The sequence below is a fragment of the Anaeromicrobium sediminis genome, from assembly GCF_002270055.1.
GTDB lineage: Bacteria > Bacillota > Clostridia > Peptostreptococcales > Thermotaleaceae > Anaeromicrobium > Anaeromicrobium sediminis.
Genome location: NZ_NIBG01000020.1, coordinates 43,498 through 60,395 on the forward strand (window position 1 = coordinate 43,498; position 16,898 = coordinate 60,395).

The following is a 16,898-nucleotide window of genomic DNA, read 5'->3' on the forward strand; positions in this document are numbered from 1 at the left end:
ATATTTATTATTTGTTTTTAACTATTAAAAGCAATATTAATCTCAATAGGAATATTGTCAGCCAATACTTCAACACATAAAACTTTGTCCACATTAACTTTTATATTAATATCTTTCCCATACATCAATGTGGGAGTTGATATATTTGTATTTATTTTCATATTCTCAAAGTTAATACTAGCATTTGCAGTAAGCATATTAGAAAGTTCAGAAAGTGCACTTTGTGCCATGTCATCTAATGTTTCAACGGGCATACCCATCATCATTTTTGAAGCAATTGCTTTTGCATTCTCTATGGTCATACCATAGATCACATTTCCTTTAACATCTCCTACCATGCCTAGATTAATCATTACACCATCAATTTTAATATTTTTCTCCTTTAAACTGAGTTCTCCTTTTTTTATGTCACTAAATCCAATCTGCGGCATTACAACCAAAAATGCTTCAACAAATGGATTGATTAATTTTACATCCATTCTTCATCACCTCTCTTGAATCCTACATTTAAATACATATCTCCAAAAGAAGTCTTACCTATCACAGAAGTGGTTTTTAGCATGGATTTTGATATCTTCAAGGACTCTCCATGAAATATTGTAGGAGGTGCTACACGCAGACCAAGAACTTCATTCTTTCGATTCAATATAGAACAAGCATTTCCAGCAATGATATTTGCAAATTCACTAGCTACAGCTAAGCATTCATCTATACTTTTTACTTCTCTTTTCAAAGCAGCTTCTGCTAACTTTTTAGCCGTTTCTTTTGACAAGTCAAGAATCATTCTTCCAGAGCATTTTCCGATAATACCTATAACAACAGAAATTCCTCTAGAATTTTCTGTAGCATTTGATTGAATTTCTTCATCATATGTAGGGATAGTTTTTGCCACTCGGTTTAAATTATTAGAAAAGCTTTCTTTAAATACGTGAAAGTATATTTCATTTAACTCTAAAAGTACATTTTTACCAGCCATTGCACGTTTTATTGCAGTAGTAATCTCATCTGGATCTACTGGTTTTTGAACATATCCTGCCACTTTATTTTCCTTTGCCCTTTTAACAATTTCATCATCTTTCATAGAACTTACAATAACCACTTTTATGTTAGCATCTATTTTATGAATTGCTCTTGTACATTCCAAACCATCCGTTCCAGGAATTGTCATGTCCATAGTAACTAAATCTGGTTTTTTTTCTTTCACAACCTCTATAGTTTCTTGCAAAGAACTTGCTTCTCCTACCACTTCAAATCCTTTTTCCTCTAACATATCTTTAAGTATACTTATTGAAAAAAAAGAATCATCCACAATCACAATTTTTATTTTTTCCACAATGCTACCTCCATAAGTCATTAAATTTTAAAAAATGTTCTTTATAAATAATAAAACTGCTCCACAATAGAAAATAAACAAAAAATATAACTATCTTCTATTGTAGAGCAGTTAAGGCTCATATAATATCAGATGATTGTCTTTAGCTGCTTTCTACTATTTATTTAATTTTTTACTATGTTCTTTATCCTAATTAAATTGTAAATTATATATATATTCATGTCAACGAAATTTGTAGAATCGTATGAATCTTTGTAAAAAAAGCATACTCCGTATGCTTCGCTATGGAACCCTATGGTTCCCTTCGACGCAACTGAAGTTGCTGATCACCCTCCTTTAAAGAGGCAGGGGAATTCTTCCCCTACAACCCCTTATTTTTTTACTTATCCATAATTCTAAAATTTTATAATTTCCTATAACGTAAAAAACACCCTCATAAGAGGGTGTTTCCTACTTTATTCCAAAGAACTTCTTTGCATTTTCACAAGTCTGCTCTGCCACCTGTTCATAAGATATGCCCTTTATTTGAGCTATCTTGTCTGCCACGTATTGAACGTAGGAGGATTCATTTCTCTTCCCTCTATATGGCATTGGTGTTAGGTATGGTGAGTCTGTTTCTATCATTAAATATTCTAGTGGAATTTGTTCTACTACTTCCACAGTTTTTCTTGCATTTTTAAAAGTTACTGGTCCTGCTATGGAAATGTAGGCCCCAAGTTTAACATATTGTTTAGCTAGTTCTACACTTCCTGAATAACAATGAAGAAGTACACCTGTTTCAAAGGCATTTTCTGCCTTTAGTATATCCATTACGTCTTGATTAGCTTCTCTGTCGTGAATTATTATGGGTAGATTCACTTCTTTAGCTAGTCTAATCTGTTCTATGAACCATTTTTTTTGTACATCCCTTGGAGAAAAATCATAGTGATAATCAAGGCCAATTTCTCCAATAGCTACTACCTTTTTCTTTTTGCTAAGACCCTTTAGTAGTGTAATAGTAGTTTCATCCATATCCTTAGCATCATGGGGATGAACTCCCACAGCTGCATAAATCATATCATACTTTTCAGCCAAGTTTATTGATGCCACAGATGAAGCAAAATCTGCTCCTGGATTTAATATATATTTTACGCCTTCTTCCTTAGCTCTTTTTATTATCTGATCCCTATCTTTATCAAATCTAGAGTCATTTAAATGGGCATGTGAGTCAAATAACATAGTGTGCCTCCCTTTAACCTACATTAGCTCCATCTTCAATGTCCGCTGTTACTAATGTTAATAATTCACCTTTATCTGCAGCTAATATCATACCTTTAGACTCTTCTCCTCTTAGTTTAATAGGCTTTAAGTTAGTTACAACAATAACTTGCTTTCCTACCATTTCCTCTGGAGTGTAGTACTTAGCTATTCCAGATACGATTTGACGTACTTCTTCTCCTATTTTTACTTGAGAAACTAATAGTCTATCTGCCTTAGGGTGCTTTTTACACTCTACTACTTTACCTACTTTTAAATCAAGCTTGGCAAAGTCATCTATAGTAATAGGTGCTTTTTCTTCTTTAACTTCTTCTTTTTTAGGCTCTTCTTTCTTAGGTTCTTCAACTTTGTTTAATTTTTCCAATGCTTCTAGCTCCTTCTTTATGTCTATTCTTGGGAATAATGCTGCTCCCTTTTCAACTTTAATTCCTACGGTCAGTTTTCCAAATTCATGGGCATCTTCCCAAGTAGTTCCTTGACCTTCTTCTATACCTAGTTGTTTCCAAATATTCTTAGATGTAGTATGCATAAATGGTAATATTAGAACTGAAACTATTCTAATTGCATCTGCTAAATTATATAATACATTGTCTAATGTTTCCTTGTTAGCTTCATCCTTAGCTAATATCCATGGAGTAGTTTCATCAATGTATTTATTACTTCTTCTTACTATTTTCCATATTTCTTCTAATGCATTTGAGTAATCTAGATTATCCATTTTTTCTTCTACTAGATTAGCAGCACTTGTAGCAATCTTCTTTAAATCTTCGTCAAACTCTGTAGAAACCTTAGACTCTGGAACTATTCCACCATTATACTTTTCAATCATGGCAACAGTTCTACTTACTAAGTTTCCTAAATCATTTGCAAGATCTGAATTAATTCTATTTAATAATACTTCATTAGTGAATACTCCATCTTGACCAAAGGAATATTCTCTAAGTAAGAAGTACTTAAGAGCATCTACTCCATATTTATCAGTCAATATAACTGGATCTACTACATTTCCTTTCGACTTAGACATTTTTCCACCTTCAAGTAATATCCATCCATGTCCAAATACTTTTTTAGGAAGTGGTAAATCTAGGGCCATTAGCATTGCTGGCCAAATAATAGTATGGAATCTCACTATTTCCTTACCTACTAACTGTACATCTGCTGGCCAATACTTGTCACAAGCCTCTTTTGCATCTGGATAGCCTAGGGCTGTAATATAGTTAGATAAAGCATCTAACCATACGTATATAACGTGCTTTTCATCGATTGGCACAGGAATACCCCAATCAAAGCTAGTTCTTGAAATACATAAGTCTTCAAGTCCTGGCTTTATGAAGTTGTTAATCATTTCATTTTTTCTTGAAGCAGGCTCTAAGAACTCTGGATGTTCCTCAAATAGCTTAAGAAGTCTATCTCCATATTTAGAAAGCTTGAAGAAATATGCTTCTTCCTTAGCTTCTTCTACCTTACGTGCACAATCAGGACAATTTCCATCTACTAGTTGAGCTTCTGTCCAGAAGGATTCACATGGTGTGCAATATAATCCTTCATATTCACCCTTGTAGATTTCACCTTTATCATAAAGCTTTTTAAATATTTCTTGAACGCGTCTTTCATGATAGTCGTCTGTAGTTCTTATAAAGTGATCATAGGAAATCTCCATAGTATTCCATAGTTCCTTAATTCCACCAACGATTTCATCTACGTATTCCTTTGGTGTAACACCCTTTTCCTTCGCCTTAGTCTCTATTTTTTGTCCATGTTCATCTGTACCAGTTAAAAACATTACATCATATCCTGTAAGTCTCTTAAATCTAGCCATAGCATCTGCTGCTACAGTAGTATAAGTGTGACCTATATGCAGATTTGAACTTGGATAATAAATTGGCGTAGTAATATAAAAAGTTTCCTTCTTAGCCATGTGCCTTCCTCCTCTTTTTCTTCTTTCTTTTTATTCTTTTCTCTAGTTTTTTAACTTCATAAAAACCAAATAATGACATAAAAATGTATCCACCCCAAGTAATATTTAATTTGTTATAATCAGGGGTTTTTATGTACTCTACAATGATTAAGTTAAATTCATAAGGATCTAGTAATATTATTGTGAGCGCCACAGTCAAATATATGATCGACACAAATATATATCCTCGTAGATATCCATAAATGAATCTTAATAGACTACCTATTCCTTGGGCAAATTTCAAATCCATCACCTTTCCAAAAAATCCCACTAAAAAAACCTCGTGCCTACATGTGTAGGGACGAGGTTTGGTTTCGCGTTACCACCCTAATTTTTCATTGCTTCACAACAATAAACTCAATAAGTGACATGATCACTTTGCAATATAACGGTTGCTACCGTCATAACCTACTATGATTTCAGTCATGCAGTTTAGGAGCCATCTTCAAAATGGTTTTTTGTACCAGCTCTCACCTTACCTGGTTCTCTTTAACAAATTCCCAAATTTACTCTTTCCATCATTACCTTTTTAGTTTAATATATTATTTAATTTTTTACTTAAAGAACATATTACTTTTTATTAATTTATATTATATATATTAATTTATAAAAATATGTATTTATTGTCAAGATTTTTTAAATATTACTATACATGAACTTTCACTTCCATGTACATACTATTTGTGTAGGGAGGTGAGTTAATGCATACAAATTCAAGTATAGGGTGTAATGTAACTGAATGTAAATATCATGCTGGTAGTAAAAATCTATGTACTTTAGATCACATTGATGTAGTAAAACATACTCAAAAGGCTGACACTGTTGAGTGTACTGATTGTGGTAGTTTCGTAAAATCTTAATTCCCCTAACATTTTAAATGTTTTCATTTCTCAAAAAAGCATATGGCAAAGGATATAAGCCCTTTGTCATATGCCCTTCTTATGCCATCTCTATTCTAGAATGTTTAAGGGCTACCTTTACAGCATTATATACAATTACAGTAGCTATGGTGTTAAAAAATGATGTGGGTAATACTACTCCTAAAAATAATACTTTAAATGATGCTGGAAGACCTACTATTAAGCTAGCTGAGTATAAAAATACTGTTCCACTTATAATCGTTCCTACCAAACCTATAAATCCAACAAATATTATATTTTTTTTATATTTTTCCATTCCCTTTATAATCATATATATTACTAAACAAGTAATAATCTTATCTATTATATTTGGTATTTGCCCTCCAGGGAAAGTAGTTGTCATGGCCGTTATAAAACCACCTAGTAAAGCCGTCATTAATATATTTTTCATATTAGTATTTACTAGCAAACATACAAATATTACACTAAGCATAATATCAAATTTCATTGCTCCTAATATTCCTGGTATAACTTGATGTAGTATAAATCCTATGGCAATTAGTAATGCCGTTAATATATTTTTTCTTAAATCCATTTCTAATCTCTCCTTTTATTTTTTCTAAATTTTTATTTTTTATTATCCAGTGAATTTCGTCACTTGTTCATGGCATCCTAATCACCTCCTTTTATGCAATAAAAAAAGCCCTCCATATGCGTAAACATATAGAGGGCGAATAATTATCTATTATCGCGGTGCCACCTCATTTATCTATTTTTAGGTATAAAAATAGACATCTCTTTAAGATACGAGAAAATAACTTTCCTGATATCCGATCTCTATAACGGGAGAACCCGGGTTACCTACTCTAACAATAATTTCAGTTCCCACTCATGAGCCCATTCCAAATTCCCTTAAATATGAACTTCCACCTACCGTTCACTCTCTGAAATCTAAAAAGAAAATGTACTTCTCTCAATCACAGTTTTATAATTAATGAAAAGATTCACTTTTTGTATCCATTTCTTATAGGACATTATACCTATAGTTAATTTATATGTCAAGTTTATATTTTAAGTCGATGCATTATTACATTTTTTGACACAACCTCTATAGTAGAATATTACTAAAGGGGGGATATAATGAATAATAAAGATCTTTTATGTAATATATTTGATAACATTCCCATTGGATTAATAATTGTCAATGAAGATTTAAAAGTTATTGATGTAAACGATACAGCAATCCGTATTTTTCATTCTGAAAACCCTATTGGAAAAAATGGTGGAGAAGTATTTAACTGCATGTATACCTCTATAAAAGGTACTTGTGGCCATAATTTGGCATGCAACATATGTGAGATTAGAAAAATTGTAACGGATACTTTCAAATATAGAATTCCCATATGCGATTTACATATTTCACCAGATTTAGTTTTTGATAATAAACTAGTAAAACCAATACTGAGATTTAGCACTTCACTAGTCACCCTCCATGATCAAGAGTATGTGGTTTTGCGAATAGAAGATTTAACTAACACTAAAGATGATACTTATAAAATGTATATAGATAAAATACGTAATTACGATAAAATTCAATCTGAACTTTTTTCGAATATTTCCCATGAGTTAAAAACACCTCTAAATTTATTATTTAGTTCTGTTCAGCTCTTAGAGATGTACTCTAACGAAAATCAAGGTTCAAATTCTGAGATTCACCATAAGACTTTAAATGTTCTGAAAAAAAATTGTTATAGATTATCTAAGACCATAGATAATCTTTTAGATACTTTTAAAATTAGTTTGGGAGAATTGACACTAAAAAAAGAAAGTCTAAATATAGTTGAAGCCATAGAAAAAATTTGTACTACCATGCTTCCTTCAATTGAAAAATTAAATCGACAATTTATATTCACTACTAATTTAGAAGAAAAAGTTATTTCCATAGATAAGGACGCCCTAGAAAAAATTATTATTAATTTAATTTCTAATGCAATTAAATTTACCTGTCCTGATGATACTATCATAGTAAAGCTCTATTGCCGTAAAGACAATATATTTATATTTGTAAAAGATAACGGCAAAGGTATACCAAAGGACAAGCATGAAATAATTTTTGAGAAATTTAGCCAGATAAATCCTCTTCTAAATAGGTACCACGAAGGTAGTGGATTAGGTCTTTCCCTAGTTAAGTCTTTAGTAGATTTGCTAGATGGACATGTATATGTAAAAAGCAAAGTGAATCATGGGTCTACTTTCATAGTGAAACTTTCCATTGATTCTAACCATGAAAATTTTGACTACCCTGATTACATACCTAGTATGGACAAAATATGCGCAAGCCTTGCTGATATATATGAATAGTTTATATATAAAAAAGCCTAAGATTTAAAAATCTTAGGCTTTTATTTATTAATTTTTTGCTCCACTAACATTTATAAAGTGATCAGTAAGTTTATATCCACTACATGCTCCTACTGCATATCCTGTTATCATCCCTAATTTTCCAAAGGTTAGCATGGCATCAAGCAATAGACCTAATAACAACATGGAACAAATGGTAACTCCATATAATAATACTCTATCTAAAGATTTAAATGCTAAAACTTCACCATTTCTATCCATATTAGTATTCTTAAAACACTTATATGCAATGGTACCAAAGCCTATAATATAGACACCTGCACAAATTAATCTAGTCGTTACATCCCCAGGCAGAGTATCATATGCATCAAATGGGAGTAAATACATGACCATAGAAGTATATTGGGCAAATATACCTATAGGGCTATCTTCAAGGGGCATACCAATTCCAAATCCCCAAGCATCTAAATTCCCAAATACTAATACTAATAAACCAAGGGGTAATGCCATAAATATAGGTGTTATAACAGATTGACTTATGCTATTTCCAGAAACGCTTCCAATTAATACACTAAACATAAAAATCAGTATAGTTATATAAATATTTAACCCTAAAGTTTCTATCATGACGTCAGGAGTATATATGGCACCTATTTCTTTAATACCAATACTCATGAGTATCATAATTAAACTGTTAATAAGAAATGGTGTTATAATACTTATTAAGCCTACCAATATTTTATTAAAATATATCTGTGCCTTTGAATAGGGCATATGCCAAAGTATATCTAATGTTTTCTTTCTCTTTTCTTCTCCTATTAAAATAGCTCCTAGGGATAATGCCAATACTACATTCATAAATATCTGTAAAAAAGACTCCCTATTTACAGCCCTTTTTATTTCCCACATATTAGAAGTATTCATTCCTTCTGATGCATATTTTAAATCACCTAAATAAGAAATATTTCTCATGGGCAAATCAATAAATAGTACTACTGTAGCAATTACTATTAACCACATTACTAGTTTCATATCTTTTTTTACTAGGGTTTTATTATATAATTTTTTTAAATTCATAGCCTTCACCTGCCATCTTATATATAAATATTTCTTCTAAAGACATATCCATGGTCTCTACTAAAATAGGATCATATACCTGTAATTTTTTAATAAAGTCATCTATATTTTCTTTCACTACAATGTAATATACTCTTCCTAGTTTTTCTATTTTAAGTATGTTCGAATCATTTTCTATAGGTTCTGGTAATTTATTTTTAAAGGCCACTTGAACCTTCTTAATATTTTCTTTTAAATCTTCTAAATCCGTTTCTAAATTTACTTTTCCCTTGTTTATAAAACCTATAGTGTCACAAATTTGCTCTAATTCTCCTAAATTATGGGTAGATACTAACACAGTACAATCATTATTAGCTGCTTCATTTACTATTAGATTTAGTACTTCCTTTCTAATGACCGGATCTAATCCACTAGTAGGTTCATCCATAATTAGCAATTTGGGATTTATTGATAAATTAAGATGAATAGACAATTGAGTTTTTTGCCCTTTAGAAAGTTTTCTGATCTTTTTATTCATGTCTAGATTAAACATTTCCCTTAATTTATTAAATTTTTCTTCATCCCAATTAGAATAGGTATTTCTATAAAAATCTACCATGTCTTTCACTTTGAAATTGGGATAAAAATTTTGATAATCAGGTACATAAGCAAGGCCGTCTCTAACTTGTGGGTCACTTACCGTATTTCCTTCTATATACACATTACCTTCCTCTGGATTGTATATACCAACTATATTTTTTATGAGAGTACTCTTTCCTGCTCCATTAGGTCCAACTAAACCATATATTGATCCCTTTTTCACCGTTAAATTCACTTCATCTAATATTTTTTCTTCTCCTAAGTATTTAGTAAGGTTATGAACTCGTAACATTATTCATCCCCCTTTATTTCTCTAATTAATTCTTTTATTATTGCCATAGTTTCCTCTTCTTTAATACCCATATACTTCAACTCGATTAAACCCTTTTTAAAGCTCTCTTTTACTAACTTCATTCTACTTTCATCTCTCTTTCCCTTATAGTCTGTAGATACGAAAGTCCCCTTTCCCCTTATCTTTTCTATTACCATCTGTCTTTCTAATTCTTTATATGCCTTTTGTATAGTGTTTGGATTTATAGTCATCATCTTTGCTAGCTCCCTAACAGATGGCATTTTATCTCCTGGTTCTAATATACCCTTTAATATGGACTCTTTTACTTCATCTACTATTTGTGTATAAATAGGTGTACTACTTCTTGGGTTTATATTGAACAAACCATCACCTCCAGTTCTGTATCAAGTGTACTATTTAACATAGTACACTTAATACACTCCCATAATACTATTTTTGATTTTTCATGTCAATAAAAAAACAACAAATTTTTAAAATTTATTGTTTTTCTCTACTAACACTAGTTATTCCATCTATTTGCCTATTTCTTATTAATACACTTTTAATTTCTTCATCCCATTTTACATATTGACCTAAGGCTTCAATTACTGTCCTTAAATGAAAAGATGTGACTAAGTGGGAATTTCTTAGTCACATCTCTATATATTTTACAACAGAATTTATTCTGTTGGGGTGGTTTTATTCAGCAAGTTCTTCCATATAATTCCATTCATACCTATTTTTCTTTTCCCTATCATTATCTAGTAAATACCACATTACCATGAGCAATGCATATAATAATCCTTCCATAATTCCTTCTCCCTTTATGTCTTTCTTTTATCTAAATTTATTCTAACAACCAAATGTGTTGAAAATGTTAAGTTCATGTGTTTTTTTAGACATAAATGAAAAATCTTTACTTATGGTGTGAATAAACTAGATTCTCTATATACCTTATACACATTTAAATCCACTTTATCCTTATCTATAAAATCATTTCCCATTGTATTTAAATAAATTAATTTATCTATTTTAGTTACAGGTCCTACATATTTTATTTTGTTAAGAGATATATCTAGTTTGTATAAATTCTTTAAATTTTCCAGATCACTTATATCTTCTATATTATTTTTTCTTAAATCAAGTTTCTCTAAATTTTCTAGGTTTCTTAACCCCTTTATGTCTTTTATTTTGTTTTCATATAACTTAACTTCTTTTAAGGTAGTGCAATCTTTTAAAAAATCCACATTATCTATATTAGTTTTAGTAATTTCAATTCTCTCCAGGGATGGCTTTATATAAAATTCATTAATATTATTTATTTTTGCACCTTCTATAGTCAAGCTCATTAAACCACCTATGTTATTAAGCTGCCTCAAATCCTCTATCTCACTATCCTCTATATGTAGGTTTTCTACATTATTTAATCCCTTTAAATCTTTCACTTTCAAATTTCCTAATCGAACCATATATAAATCATTTGAATTAGTTAAAAACTCAAGACTAGTAATTTCATTTTCCAATCTCAACTCTAACATTGTTAAATTAGTCAATTTACTAATAGGGCTTAAATCATTAGATTCTATATGAGCGCTATATATTTCAAAACTTCTCAATTTATCCAATTCTTCTATGAAGGAAATATCATCTATTTGTAATTCACTGCTCCACGTTCCTATCCTTAAATTCTGTAAGTCTTTTAGCTCTCCAATTAGTTCTATATTTTTTACTATAGGTGCAGTTCTCAATCTTAATTTTCTTAAATTACATAATAAATCTATGCCTTCTAAGTTTTTAATCTTATCATTACTATAAGTCCTTAGTTCATATACCTTTTTTAAGTCATCTTCAGTTAATGTGCCCGCTTTTTTCCCTAGACTTCTGCACACTGCCTTTTCCAATCCCCTATCTTTAAAAGTCCTTTTAAAGGCCTTAGGCAATATATTAGCTTCATAACAGCTATAGAATATACCCATAATCATAGATATAATAATTATTAAATATAATTTTTTAGTGTTTTTCATATATACTAACTCCTCTAGAACCCCAATATACCTCTTTCCACATAGGGCTTATATTTTTTCAAGTCTACCTTATCTTTATCTAGTAATTCATTTCCATTATAGTTCACATACACTAGTTTAGGTATTTTAGTAATTGGTTTTATATATTTTATCTTGTTATTAGATAAATCTAGTTTATATAGTTTTTCTAATCCTTCTAATGGAGTTATATCTTCTATTTCATTGTTTTTCAAATTTAGTAATTGAATCTCTTTTAAATTTTTAATAGGATTTATATCTTTTATCTTGTTATTATTTAATTTTACTTTATGTAAATTAGTCAAACTATTAAGAGCATTAATACCTTTTATACTACACTCACTTATTTCTAGTTCATTTAAATTAGTGCATCCTTCAATAAAATCAATATTTTTTAAATCTGTTTTTTCTATTTCTATCTCTTTTAACGTAGGATTATTAAATTTCTCTATATTTTCAACTTCACATCTATTCATAGTAAAATCTTTCAATTTTTCTAGTCCATTTATTCCTTCTAAATCCACTATCTCGGTATGAGACATATAAATATATTTCAAAGATTTCAAATTTGAAATTCCCTTAGTAGACTCAATTTTACTATCCCATATACTAAGATCATATAGTTTTTTTAAATCTCTTAGATTTTCTAAGTCTTTCACATGTACATTGTTCATTGTTATGCTCCATAGAGAATGTAACCCTTTTAAGAAGCTAATATCATTTATCGAGCCTACTTCATATAATTCCAATTTTTCCAATTTAGTTAAATTACTCACACCCTTCAAATATTCACTAGGCACTAATGTGCTATCAAAATTAAGTTTTCTTAATTCTTTTAATTCCCAAATAGCTTCTATGTTTTTCATATTATATTGATCATATATATATAAACTAGTTAAATTCTTTAATTTGCTTATTTCACTTATATCTCTTACTCTCGTATTTTTATCTATTTTTAGTTTAACTACATTTCCTAAATCTCTTTCTGATAACCTATCTTTTTTATTATACAATGCATTTCGCACTGCCTTTTCTAATCCTCTATCTTTAAAGTATCTGTCCTTTGACATGAACAAACTATTGGATTCATGTAAACTAAACCCCATTCCTATAATCATTGATATTATAATGACTATGATTAATTTCTTATTATTCATATCTATCACCCCATTCCATTTTACCAAATTATGTATATACCAAAAAGAATTGAGAACTTTATATTTAAAATTTTTATTAATTCATTTCTGCTTTCCTTTGATAATTTTTCCACACTTGTTTCCGCTTTTCTTATCCCATTTTAATGTATTGATAAATAGACTGTAATAGGACACATAAAAATTAATACTTTATGATTATATAATTTTTCTTTGACCTAGAAAGGAGATAGATAATGATAGACAATTCTTTTGTATATGTGGCTAATTTTGAATCAAATAATGTATCAAAAATAAAAGTATCAGATAACCCTGTAGTTGCTACTATAGACGTTGGAAAAAGTCCTCTTGCAATAGCAATAACCCCAGATGGAAAATTTGCTTATGTTGCTAATAGTGATGCAACTAAGGTATCAAAGATAAATGTATCAGATAACTCAGTTACTGATATAACTGTTGGGGCTGGTCCTATTGCAATAGCCATAACTCCTGACGGAAAATTTGCTTATGCTGCTAATTTATTTTCAAATAATGTATCAAAGATAAATGTATCAACTAATAATGTAGATGCTACCATAACTGTTGGAACTCAGCCTGGTGCAATAACAATTACTCCAGATGGAAAATTTGCTTATGTTGCTAATGAGGGTACAAATACTATATCAAAGATAAATGTATCAGATAATTCAGTAACTACCATAACTGTTGGAAATCGACCTTTTGCAATAGCCATAACTCCAAATGGTAAATTTGCTTATGTTTCTAATTTTGGATCAAATAATGTATCAAAGATAAATGTATCAGATGACTCTGTAGTTGCTACTATAGCTGTTGGAACTTATCCTGAAGGAATAGCCATAACTCCAAATGGACGATTTGCTTATGTTGCTAATGAGGGCTCCAATAATGTATCGAAGATAAAAGTGTCAGATGATTCAGTGACTACCATAAATGTTGGAACTCAGCCTGGTGCAATAGCCATAACTCCAAATGGTCGATTTGCTTATGTGCTTAATGGTGGTTCAAGTAATGTATCAAAGATAAGGATATCAGATGACTCTGTAGTTGATACTATAGGTGTTGGGACTATTCCCTTTGCCATAGAAATAACGCCAGATGGACAATTTGCCTATGTTGCTAATAGTGGTTCTAATAATGTATCAAAGATACAAGTATCAAATGACTCAGTTGCTACTATAACTGTTGGAGAAAATCCATTTGCCATAGGAATAACTCCAGATGGTAAATTTGCTTATGCTGTTAATAGTACTTCAAATAATGTATCAAAAATAATAGTATCAGAAAAACCTGTTGTCAATATAAATGTTGGAGAAGGTCCTTCTGCAATAGCCCTAACTCCAGATGGGCAATTTGCTTATGTTGCTAATAGTGGTTCAAATAATGTATCAAAGATACAGGTATCAGATAACTCTGTGGTTGCTACTATAGATGTTGGACGTAATCCTCGTGGAATAGGAATAACTCCAGATGGACAATTTGTTTATGTTGCTAATTTCTGTTCAAATAATGTATCAAAGATAAATGTATCAGATAACTCAGTTACTAATATAACTGTTGGAATCCATCCTCGTGCAATAGGAATAACTCCAGATGGGCAATTTGTTTATGTTACTAATTTATGTTCAAATAATGTATCAAAGATAAATGTATCAGATGACTCAGTTACTAATATCACTGTTGGAGTTGCTCCTATTGCAATAGCCATAACCCCAATTACTGAATCTGAAATTAACAATAATATGGATGAGTAGTCATTCTCCTTATCCATATTATTATAAATCCATGTTTCACAGTTCTTACCTCCTATAATTTCTTATTTCAAAGCACAAAAATAGAGTTAGGAAATCCTAACTCTATTTAAATACAATCTCTCATATCCATAGAGATGCTATGACTGCTGCCACATGGTATGTCTAGATTTTTTTATACCTATTGCCCCCAAATATACAGCCATAGTATAAAATATGGTCTCTACTGATCCCATCATGGTAGGTACTACCCTTCCTACGAAAGATTCTGGTCCATCAGTCTACTAAGAGAATTTCAATTTCTATTTAAATTTTTGCTAATCCATTCCACCTAGCCTTTCTGCTTTCGTTTAACTAATTTTTACATACTTACTTCCATTTTTCTTATGTCATTTTAATTTATTGATAAATAGACTATAGTAGGACAAATGAAAATTAATACTTTACAATTAGATAATTTTCCTTTGCCATGGAAAGGAGATAGATAATGGTAAATAACGCTTTTGTATATGTGGCTAATTTGGGATCAAATAATGTATCAAAGATAAAAGTATGGGATAATCCTGTAGTTGCTACTATAGGTGTTGGAAAAAGCCCTATTGCAATAGGAATAACCCCAGATGGACAATTTGCTTATGTTGCTAATAGGCTTTCAAATAATATCTCAAAGATAAAAATATCAGATAACTCAGCTACTACTATAACTGTTGGAGCTGCTCCTGGTGCAATAGCCATAACTCCAGATGGACAATTTGCTTATGTTGCTAATGAGCATTCAAATAATGTATCAAAGATAAATATATCAACTGATAATGTAGATGCTACTATAACTGTTGGAACTGGTCCTGGTGCAATAGCCATAACTCCAGATGGACAATTTGCTTATGTTGCTAATAGGCTTTCAAATAATATCTCAAAGATAAAAATATCAGATAACTCAGCTACTACTATAACTGTTGGAGCTGCTCCTGGTGCAATAGCCATAACTCCAGATGGACAATTTGCTTATGTTGCTAATGAGCATTCAAATAATGTATCAAAGATAAATATATCAACTGATAATGTAGATGCTACTATAACTGTTGGAACTGGTCCTGGTGCAATAGCCATAACTCCAGATGGACAATTTGCTTATGTTGCTAATAGGCTTTCAAATAATATCTCAAAGATAAAAATATCAGATAACTCTGTAGTTGCTACTATAGATGTTGGGACTAATCCTCAGGCAATAGCCATAACTCCATATGGGCAATTTGCTTATGTCACTAATTTGGGATCAAATAGTGTATCAAAGATAAAAATATCAGATAACTCTATAGTTGATAATATGACTGTTGGAACTAATCCTCAGACAACAGCAATAACTCCATATGGACGATTTGATTATGTTGCTAATGAGGGTTCAAATACTATGTCAAATATACAAGTATCATATAATTGTGTCACTAATATAAATATTAGAACTCAAACTGAGACGATAGGAATAACTGAATATGAAAGATTTGATTATGTTGCTAATGGTGGTTCAAGTAATATATCAAAGATACAAGTATCAGATGATCCAGTTGCCAATATAGCTGTTGAAGAAGGTCCCTCTGGAATAAGAATAAATCCAGAGGGACAATTTCCTTATGTTGCTAATAGTCTTCCAGATAATGTATCAAAGGTAAAAGTATCAGATGACCCAGTTGCCAATATAAGTGTTGGAGAAGGCCCCTCTACAATAGGAATAACTCCAGATGGAAGATTTGCTTATATTATTAATAGTGGTTCTAATAATGTATCAAAGATACAAATATCAGATAACGCTATAGTTGCCATTATAAATGTTGGACGTAATCCCCGTGCAATAGGAATAACTCCAGATGGACAATTTGTTTATGTTGCTAATTTATGTTCAAATAATGTATCAAAGATAAATGTATCAGATAACTCAGTTACTAATATAACTGTTGGAATCCATCCTCGTGCAATAGGAATAACTCCAGATGGACAATTTGTTTATATTGCTAATTTATGTTCAAATAATGTATCACAGATAAAGGCATCAGATGACTCAGTTACTAATATAACTGTTGGAACTGCTCCTATGGCAATAGCCATAACTCCAATTACTGAACCTGAAATTAACAATAATATGGAGGAGTAGTCATACTCCTCATCCATATTATTATAAATCCATATTTCACAGTTCTTAAATTCTATAATCGCTTACTT

Annotated in this window: 15 protein-coding genes and 2 other annotated features; of the genes, 4 read left to right on the plus strand and 11 right to left on the minus strand. The window is 30.7% G+C overall.

The annotated features are described in order from the left end of the window. Positions 1–17: 17 nt before the first annotated feature. The 5 genes from CCE28_RS17190 to CCE28_RS17210 form a co-directional block, all read right to left on the minus strand. Complete coding sequence (locus CCE28_RS17190; RefSeq protein ID WP_095134961.1) at positions 18–479, minus strand: chemotaxis protein CheX; 462 nt, start codon at positions 477–479, stop codon at positions 18–20. After that, positions 470–1,333, minus strand: coding sequence for a response regulator (locus tag CCE28_RS17195; protein ID WP_095134962.1), 864 nt, complete (start codon positions 1,331–1,333; stop codon positions 470–472). Before CCE28_RS17195 ends, CCE28_RS17190 begins: the two co-directional genes overlap by 10 nt. 450 nt (positions 1,334–1,783) lie before the next feature. Continuing rightward, the gene (locus tag CCE28_RS17200) at positions 1,784–2,551 is read right to left on the minus strand and encodes a TatD family hydrolase (protein ID WP_095134963.1); all 768 of its coding nucleotides are present in this window, start codon (positions 2,549–2,551) and stop codon (positions 1,784–1,786) included. 13 nt (positions 2,552–2,564) lie between these two features. Next, the gene (metG, locus tag CCE28_RS17205) at positions 2,565–4,508 is read right to left on the minus strand and encodes a methionine--tRNA ligase (RefSeq protein WP_095134964.1); all 1,944 of its coding nucleotides are present in this window, start codon (positions 4,506–4,508) and stop codon (positions 2,565–2,567) included. Next, entirely contained in the window at positions 4,501–4,818 is a 318-nt protein-coding gene (locus CCE28_RS17210; protein WP_095134965.1) for a hypothetical protein, read from the minus strand. Before CCE28_RS17210 ends, metG begins: the two co-directional genes overlap by 8 nt. A gap of 23 nt (positions 4,819–4,841) precedes the next feature. Further along, positions 4,842–5,078, minus strand: a binding site (T-box leader). 170 nt (positions 5,079–5,248) lie between these two features. Here CCE28_RS17210 and CCE28_RS17215 point away from each other — a divergent pair. Then, on the plus strand, positions 5,249–5,407 hold the full coding sequence (locus tag CCE28_RS17215; protein ID WP_095134966.1) for a DUF1540 domain-containing protein: 159 nt from the start codon (positions 5,249–5,251) through the stop codon (positions 5,405–5,407). A 79-nt stretch (positions 5,408–5,486) separates the two neighbouring features. Here the strand turns inward: CCE28_RS17215 and CCE28_RS17220 are convergent, their stop codons facing one another. After that, on the minus strand, positions 5,487–6,002 hold the full coding sequence (locus tag CCE28_RS17220) for a tryptophan transporter (protein ID WP_095134967.1): 516 nt from the start codon (positions 6,000–6,002) through the stop codon (positions 5,487–5,489). Positions 6,003–6,130: 128 nt separating this feature from the next. Beyond that, positions 6,131–6,397 (minus strand) — a binding site (T-box leader). 150 nt (positions 6,398–6,547) lie between these two features. On the opposite strand from CCE28_RS17220, the gene CCE28_RS17225 reads away from it, so the two are divergent. Next, positions 6,548–7,768 carry a sensor histidine kinase gene (locus CCE28_RS17225; protein WP_095134968.1) on the plus strand — a complete coding sequence of 407 codons (1,221 nt, stop codon included), beginning with the start codon at positions 6,548–6,550 and terminating at the stop codon, positions 7,766–7,768. 48 nt (positions 7,769–7,816) lie between these two features. Here CCE28_RS17225 and CCE28_RS17230 read toward each other — a convergent pair whose 3' ends face one another. From CCE28_RS17230 to CCE28_RS17250, 5 genes are all read right to left on the minus strand, one after another. Next, positions 7,817–8,845: an ABC transporter permease subunit gene (locus CCE28_RS17230; RefSeq protein WP_095134969.1), complete on the minus strand. Its 1,029-nt coding sequence runs from the start codon at positions 8,843–8,845 to the stop codon at positions 7,817–7,819. Continuing rightward, the gene (locus CCE28_RS17235; RefSeq protein ID WP_095134970.1) at positions 8,823–9,716 is read right to left on the minus strand and encodes an ABC transporter ATP-binding protein; all 894 of its coding nucleotides are present in this window, start codon (positions 9,714–9,716) and stop codon (positions 8,823–8,825) included. The genes CCE28_RS17230 and CCE28_RS17235 overlap by 23 nt, the downstream gene beginning before the upstream one ends. After that, positions 9,716–10,099: a GntR family transcriptional regulator gene (locus CCE28_RS17240; RefSeq protein ID WP_095134971.1), complete on the minus strand. Its 384-nt coding sequence runs from the start codon at positions 10,097–10,099 to the stop codon at positions 9,716–9,718. Before CCE28_RS17240 ends, CCE28_RS17235 begins: the two co-directional genes overlap by 1 nt. 537 nt (positions 10,100–10,636) lie before the next feature. After that, positions 10,637–11,740 carry a leucine-rich repeat domain-containing protein gene (locus tag CCE28_RS17245; protein ID WP_095134972.1) on the minus strand — a complete coding sequence of 368 codons (1,104 nt, stop codon included), beginning with the start codon at positions 11,738–11,740 and terminating at the stop codon, positions 10,637–10,639. Positions 11,741–11,754: 14 nt separating this feature from the next. Then, entirely contained in the window at positions 11,755–12,915 is a 1,161-nt protein-coding gene (locus tag CCE28_RS17250; protein ID WP_095134973.1) for a leucine-rich repeat domain-containing protein, read from the minus strand. 233 nt (positions 12,916–13,148) lie between these two features. Here CCE28_RS17250 and CCE28_RS17255 point away from each other — a divergent pair, with 233 nt between their 5' ends. Together CCE28_RS17255 and CCE28_RS17265 are read left to right on the plus strand one after the other, a co-directional pair. Then, complete coding sequence (locus CCE28_RS17255) at positions 13,149–14,684, plus strand: beta-propeller fold lactonase family protein (protein ID WP_095134974.1); 1,536 nt, start codon at positions 13,149–13,151, stop codon at positions 14,682–14,684. A 484-nt stretch (positions 14,685–15,168) separates the two neighbouring features. Then, positions 15,169–16,830 (plus strand): YncE family protein, encoded by a 1,662-nt coding sequence (locus CCE28_RS17265; RefSeq protein WP_095134975.1) that lies wholly within the window; start codon positions 15,169–15,171, stop codon positions 16,828–16,830. Positions 16,831–16,898 lie beyond the last annotated feature (68 nt).

What these genes read in the sequence shown, in the direction of transcription:
- CCE28_RS17255 (WP_095134974.1), top strand. Translation starts at nt 13,149, where the DNA reads ATGATAGACAATTCTTTTGTATATGTGGCTAATTTTGAATCAAATAAT.
- CCE28_RS17230 (WP_095134969.1), bottom strand. Translation starts at nt 8,845, where the DNA reads ATGAATTTAAAAAAATTATATAATAAAACCCTAGTAAAAAAAGATATG.
- metG (WP_095134964.1), bottom strand. Translation starts at nt 4,508, where the DNA reads ATGGCTAAGAAGGAAACTTTTTATATTACTACGCCAATTTATTATCCA.
- CCE28_RS17225 (WP_095134968.1), top strand. Translation starts at nt 6,548, where the DNA reads ATGAATAATAAAGATCTTTTATGTAATATATTTGATAACATTCCCATT.
- CCE28_RS17220 (WP_095134967.1), bottom strand. Translation starts at nt 6,002, where the DNA reads ATGGATTTAAGAAAAAATATATTAACGGCATTACTAATTGCCATAGGA.
- CCE28_RS17215 (WP_095134966.1), top strand. Translation starts at nt 5,249, where the DNA reads ATGCATACAAATTCAAGTATAGGGTGTAATGTAACTGAATGTAAATAT.
- CCE28_RS17265 (WP_095134975.1), top strand. Translation starts at nt 15,169, where the DNA reads ATGGTAAATAACGCTTTTGTATATGTGGCTAATTTGGGATCAAATAAT.
- CCE28_RS17235 (WP_095134970.1), bottom strand. Translation starts at nt 9,716, where the DNA reads ATGTTACGAGTTCATAACCTTACTAAATACTTAGGAGAAGAAAAAATA.
- CCE28_RS17200 (WP_095134963.1), bottom strand. Translation starts at nt 2,551, where the DNA reads ATGTTATTTGACTCACATGCCCATTTAAATGACTCTAGATTTGATAAA.
- CCE28_RS17245 (WP_095134972.1), bottom strand. Translation starts at nt 11,740, where the DNA reads ATGAAAAACACTAAAAAATTATATTTAATAATTATTATATCTATGATT.
- CCE28_RS17190 (WP_095134961.1), bottom strand. Translation starts at nt 479, where the DNA reads ATGGATGTAAAATTAATCAATCCATTTGTTGAAGCATTTTTGGTTGTA.
- CCE28_RS17250 (WP_095134973.1), bottom strand. Translation starts at nt 12,915, where the DNA reads ATGAATAATAAGAAATTAATCATAGTCATTATAATATCAATGATTATA.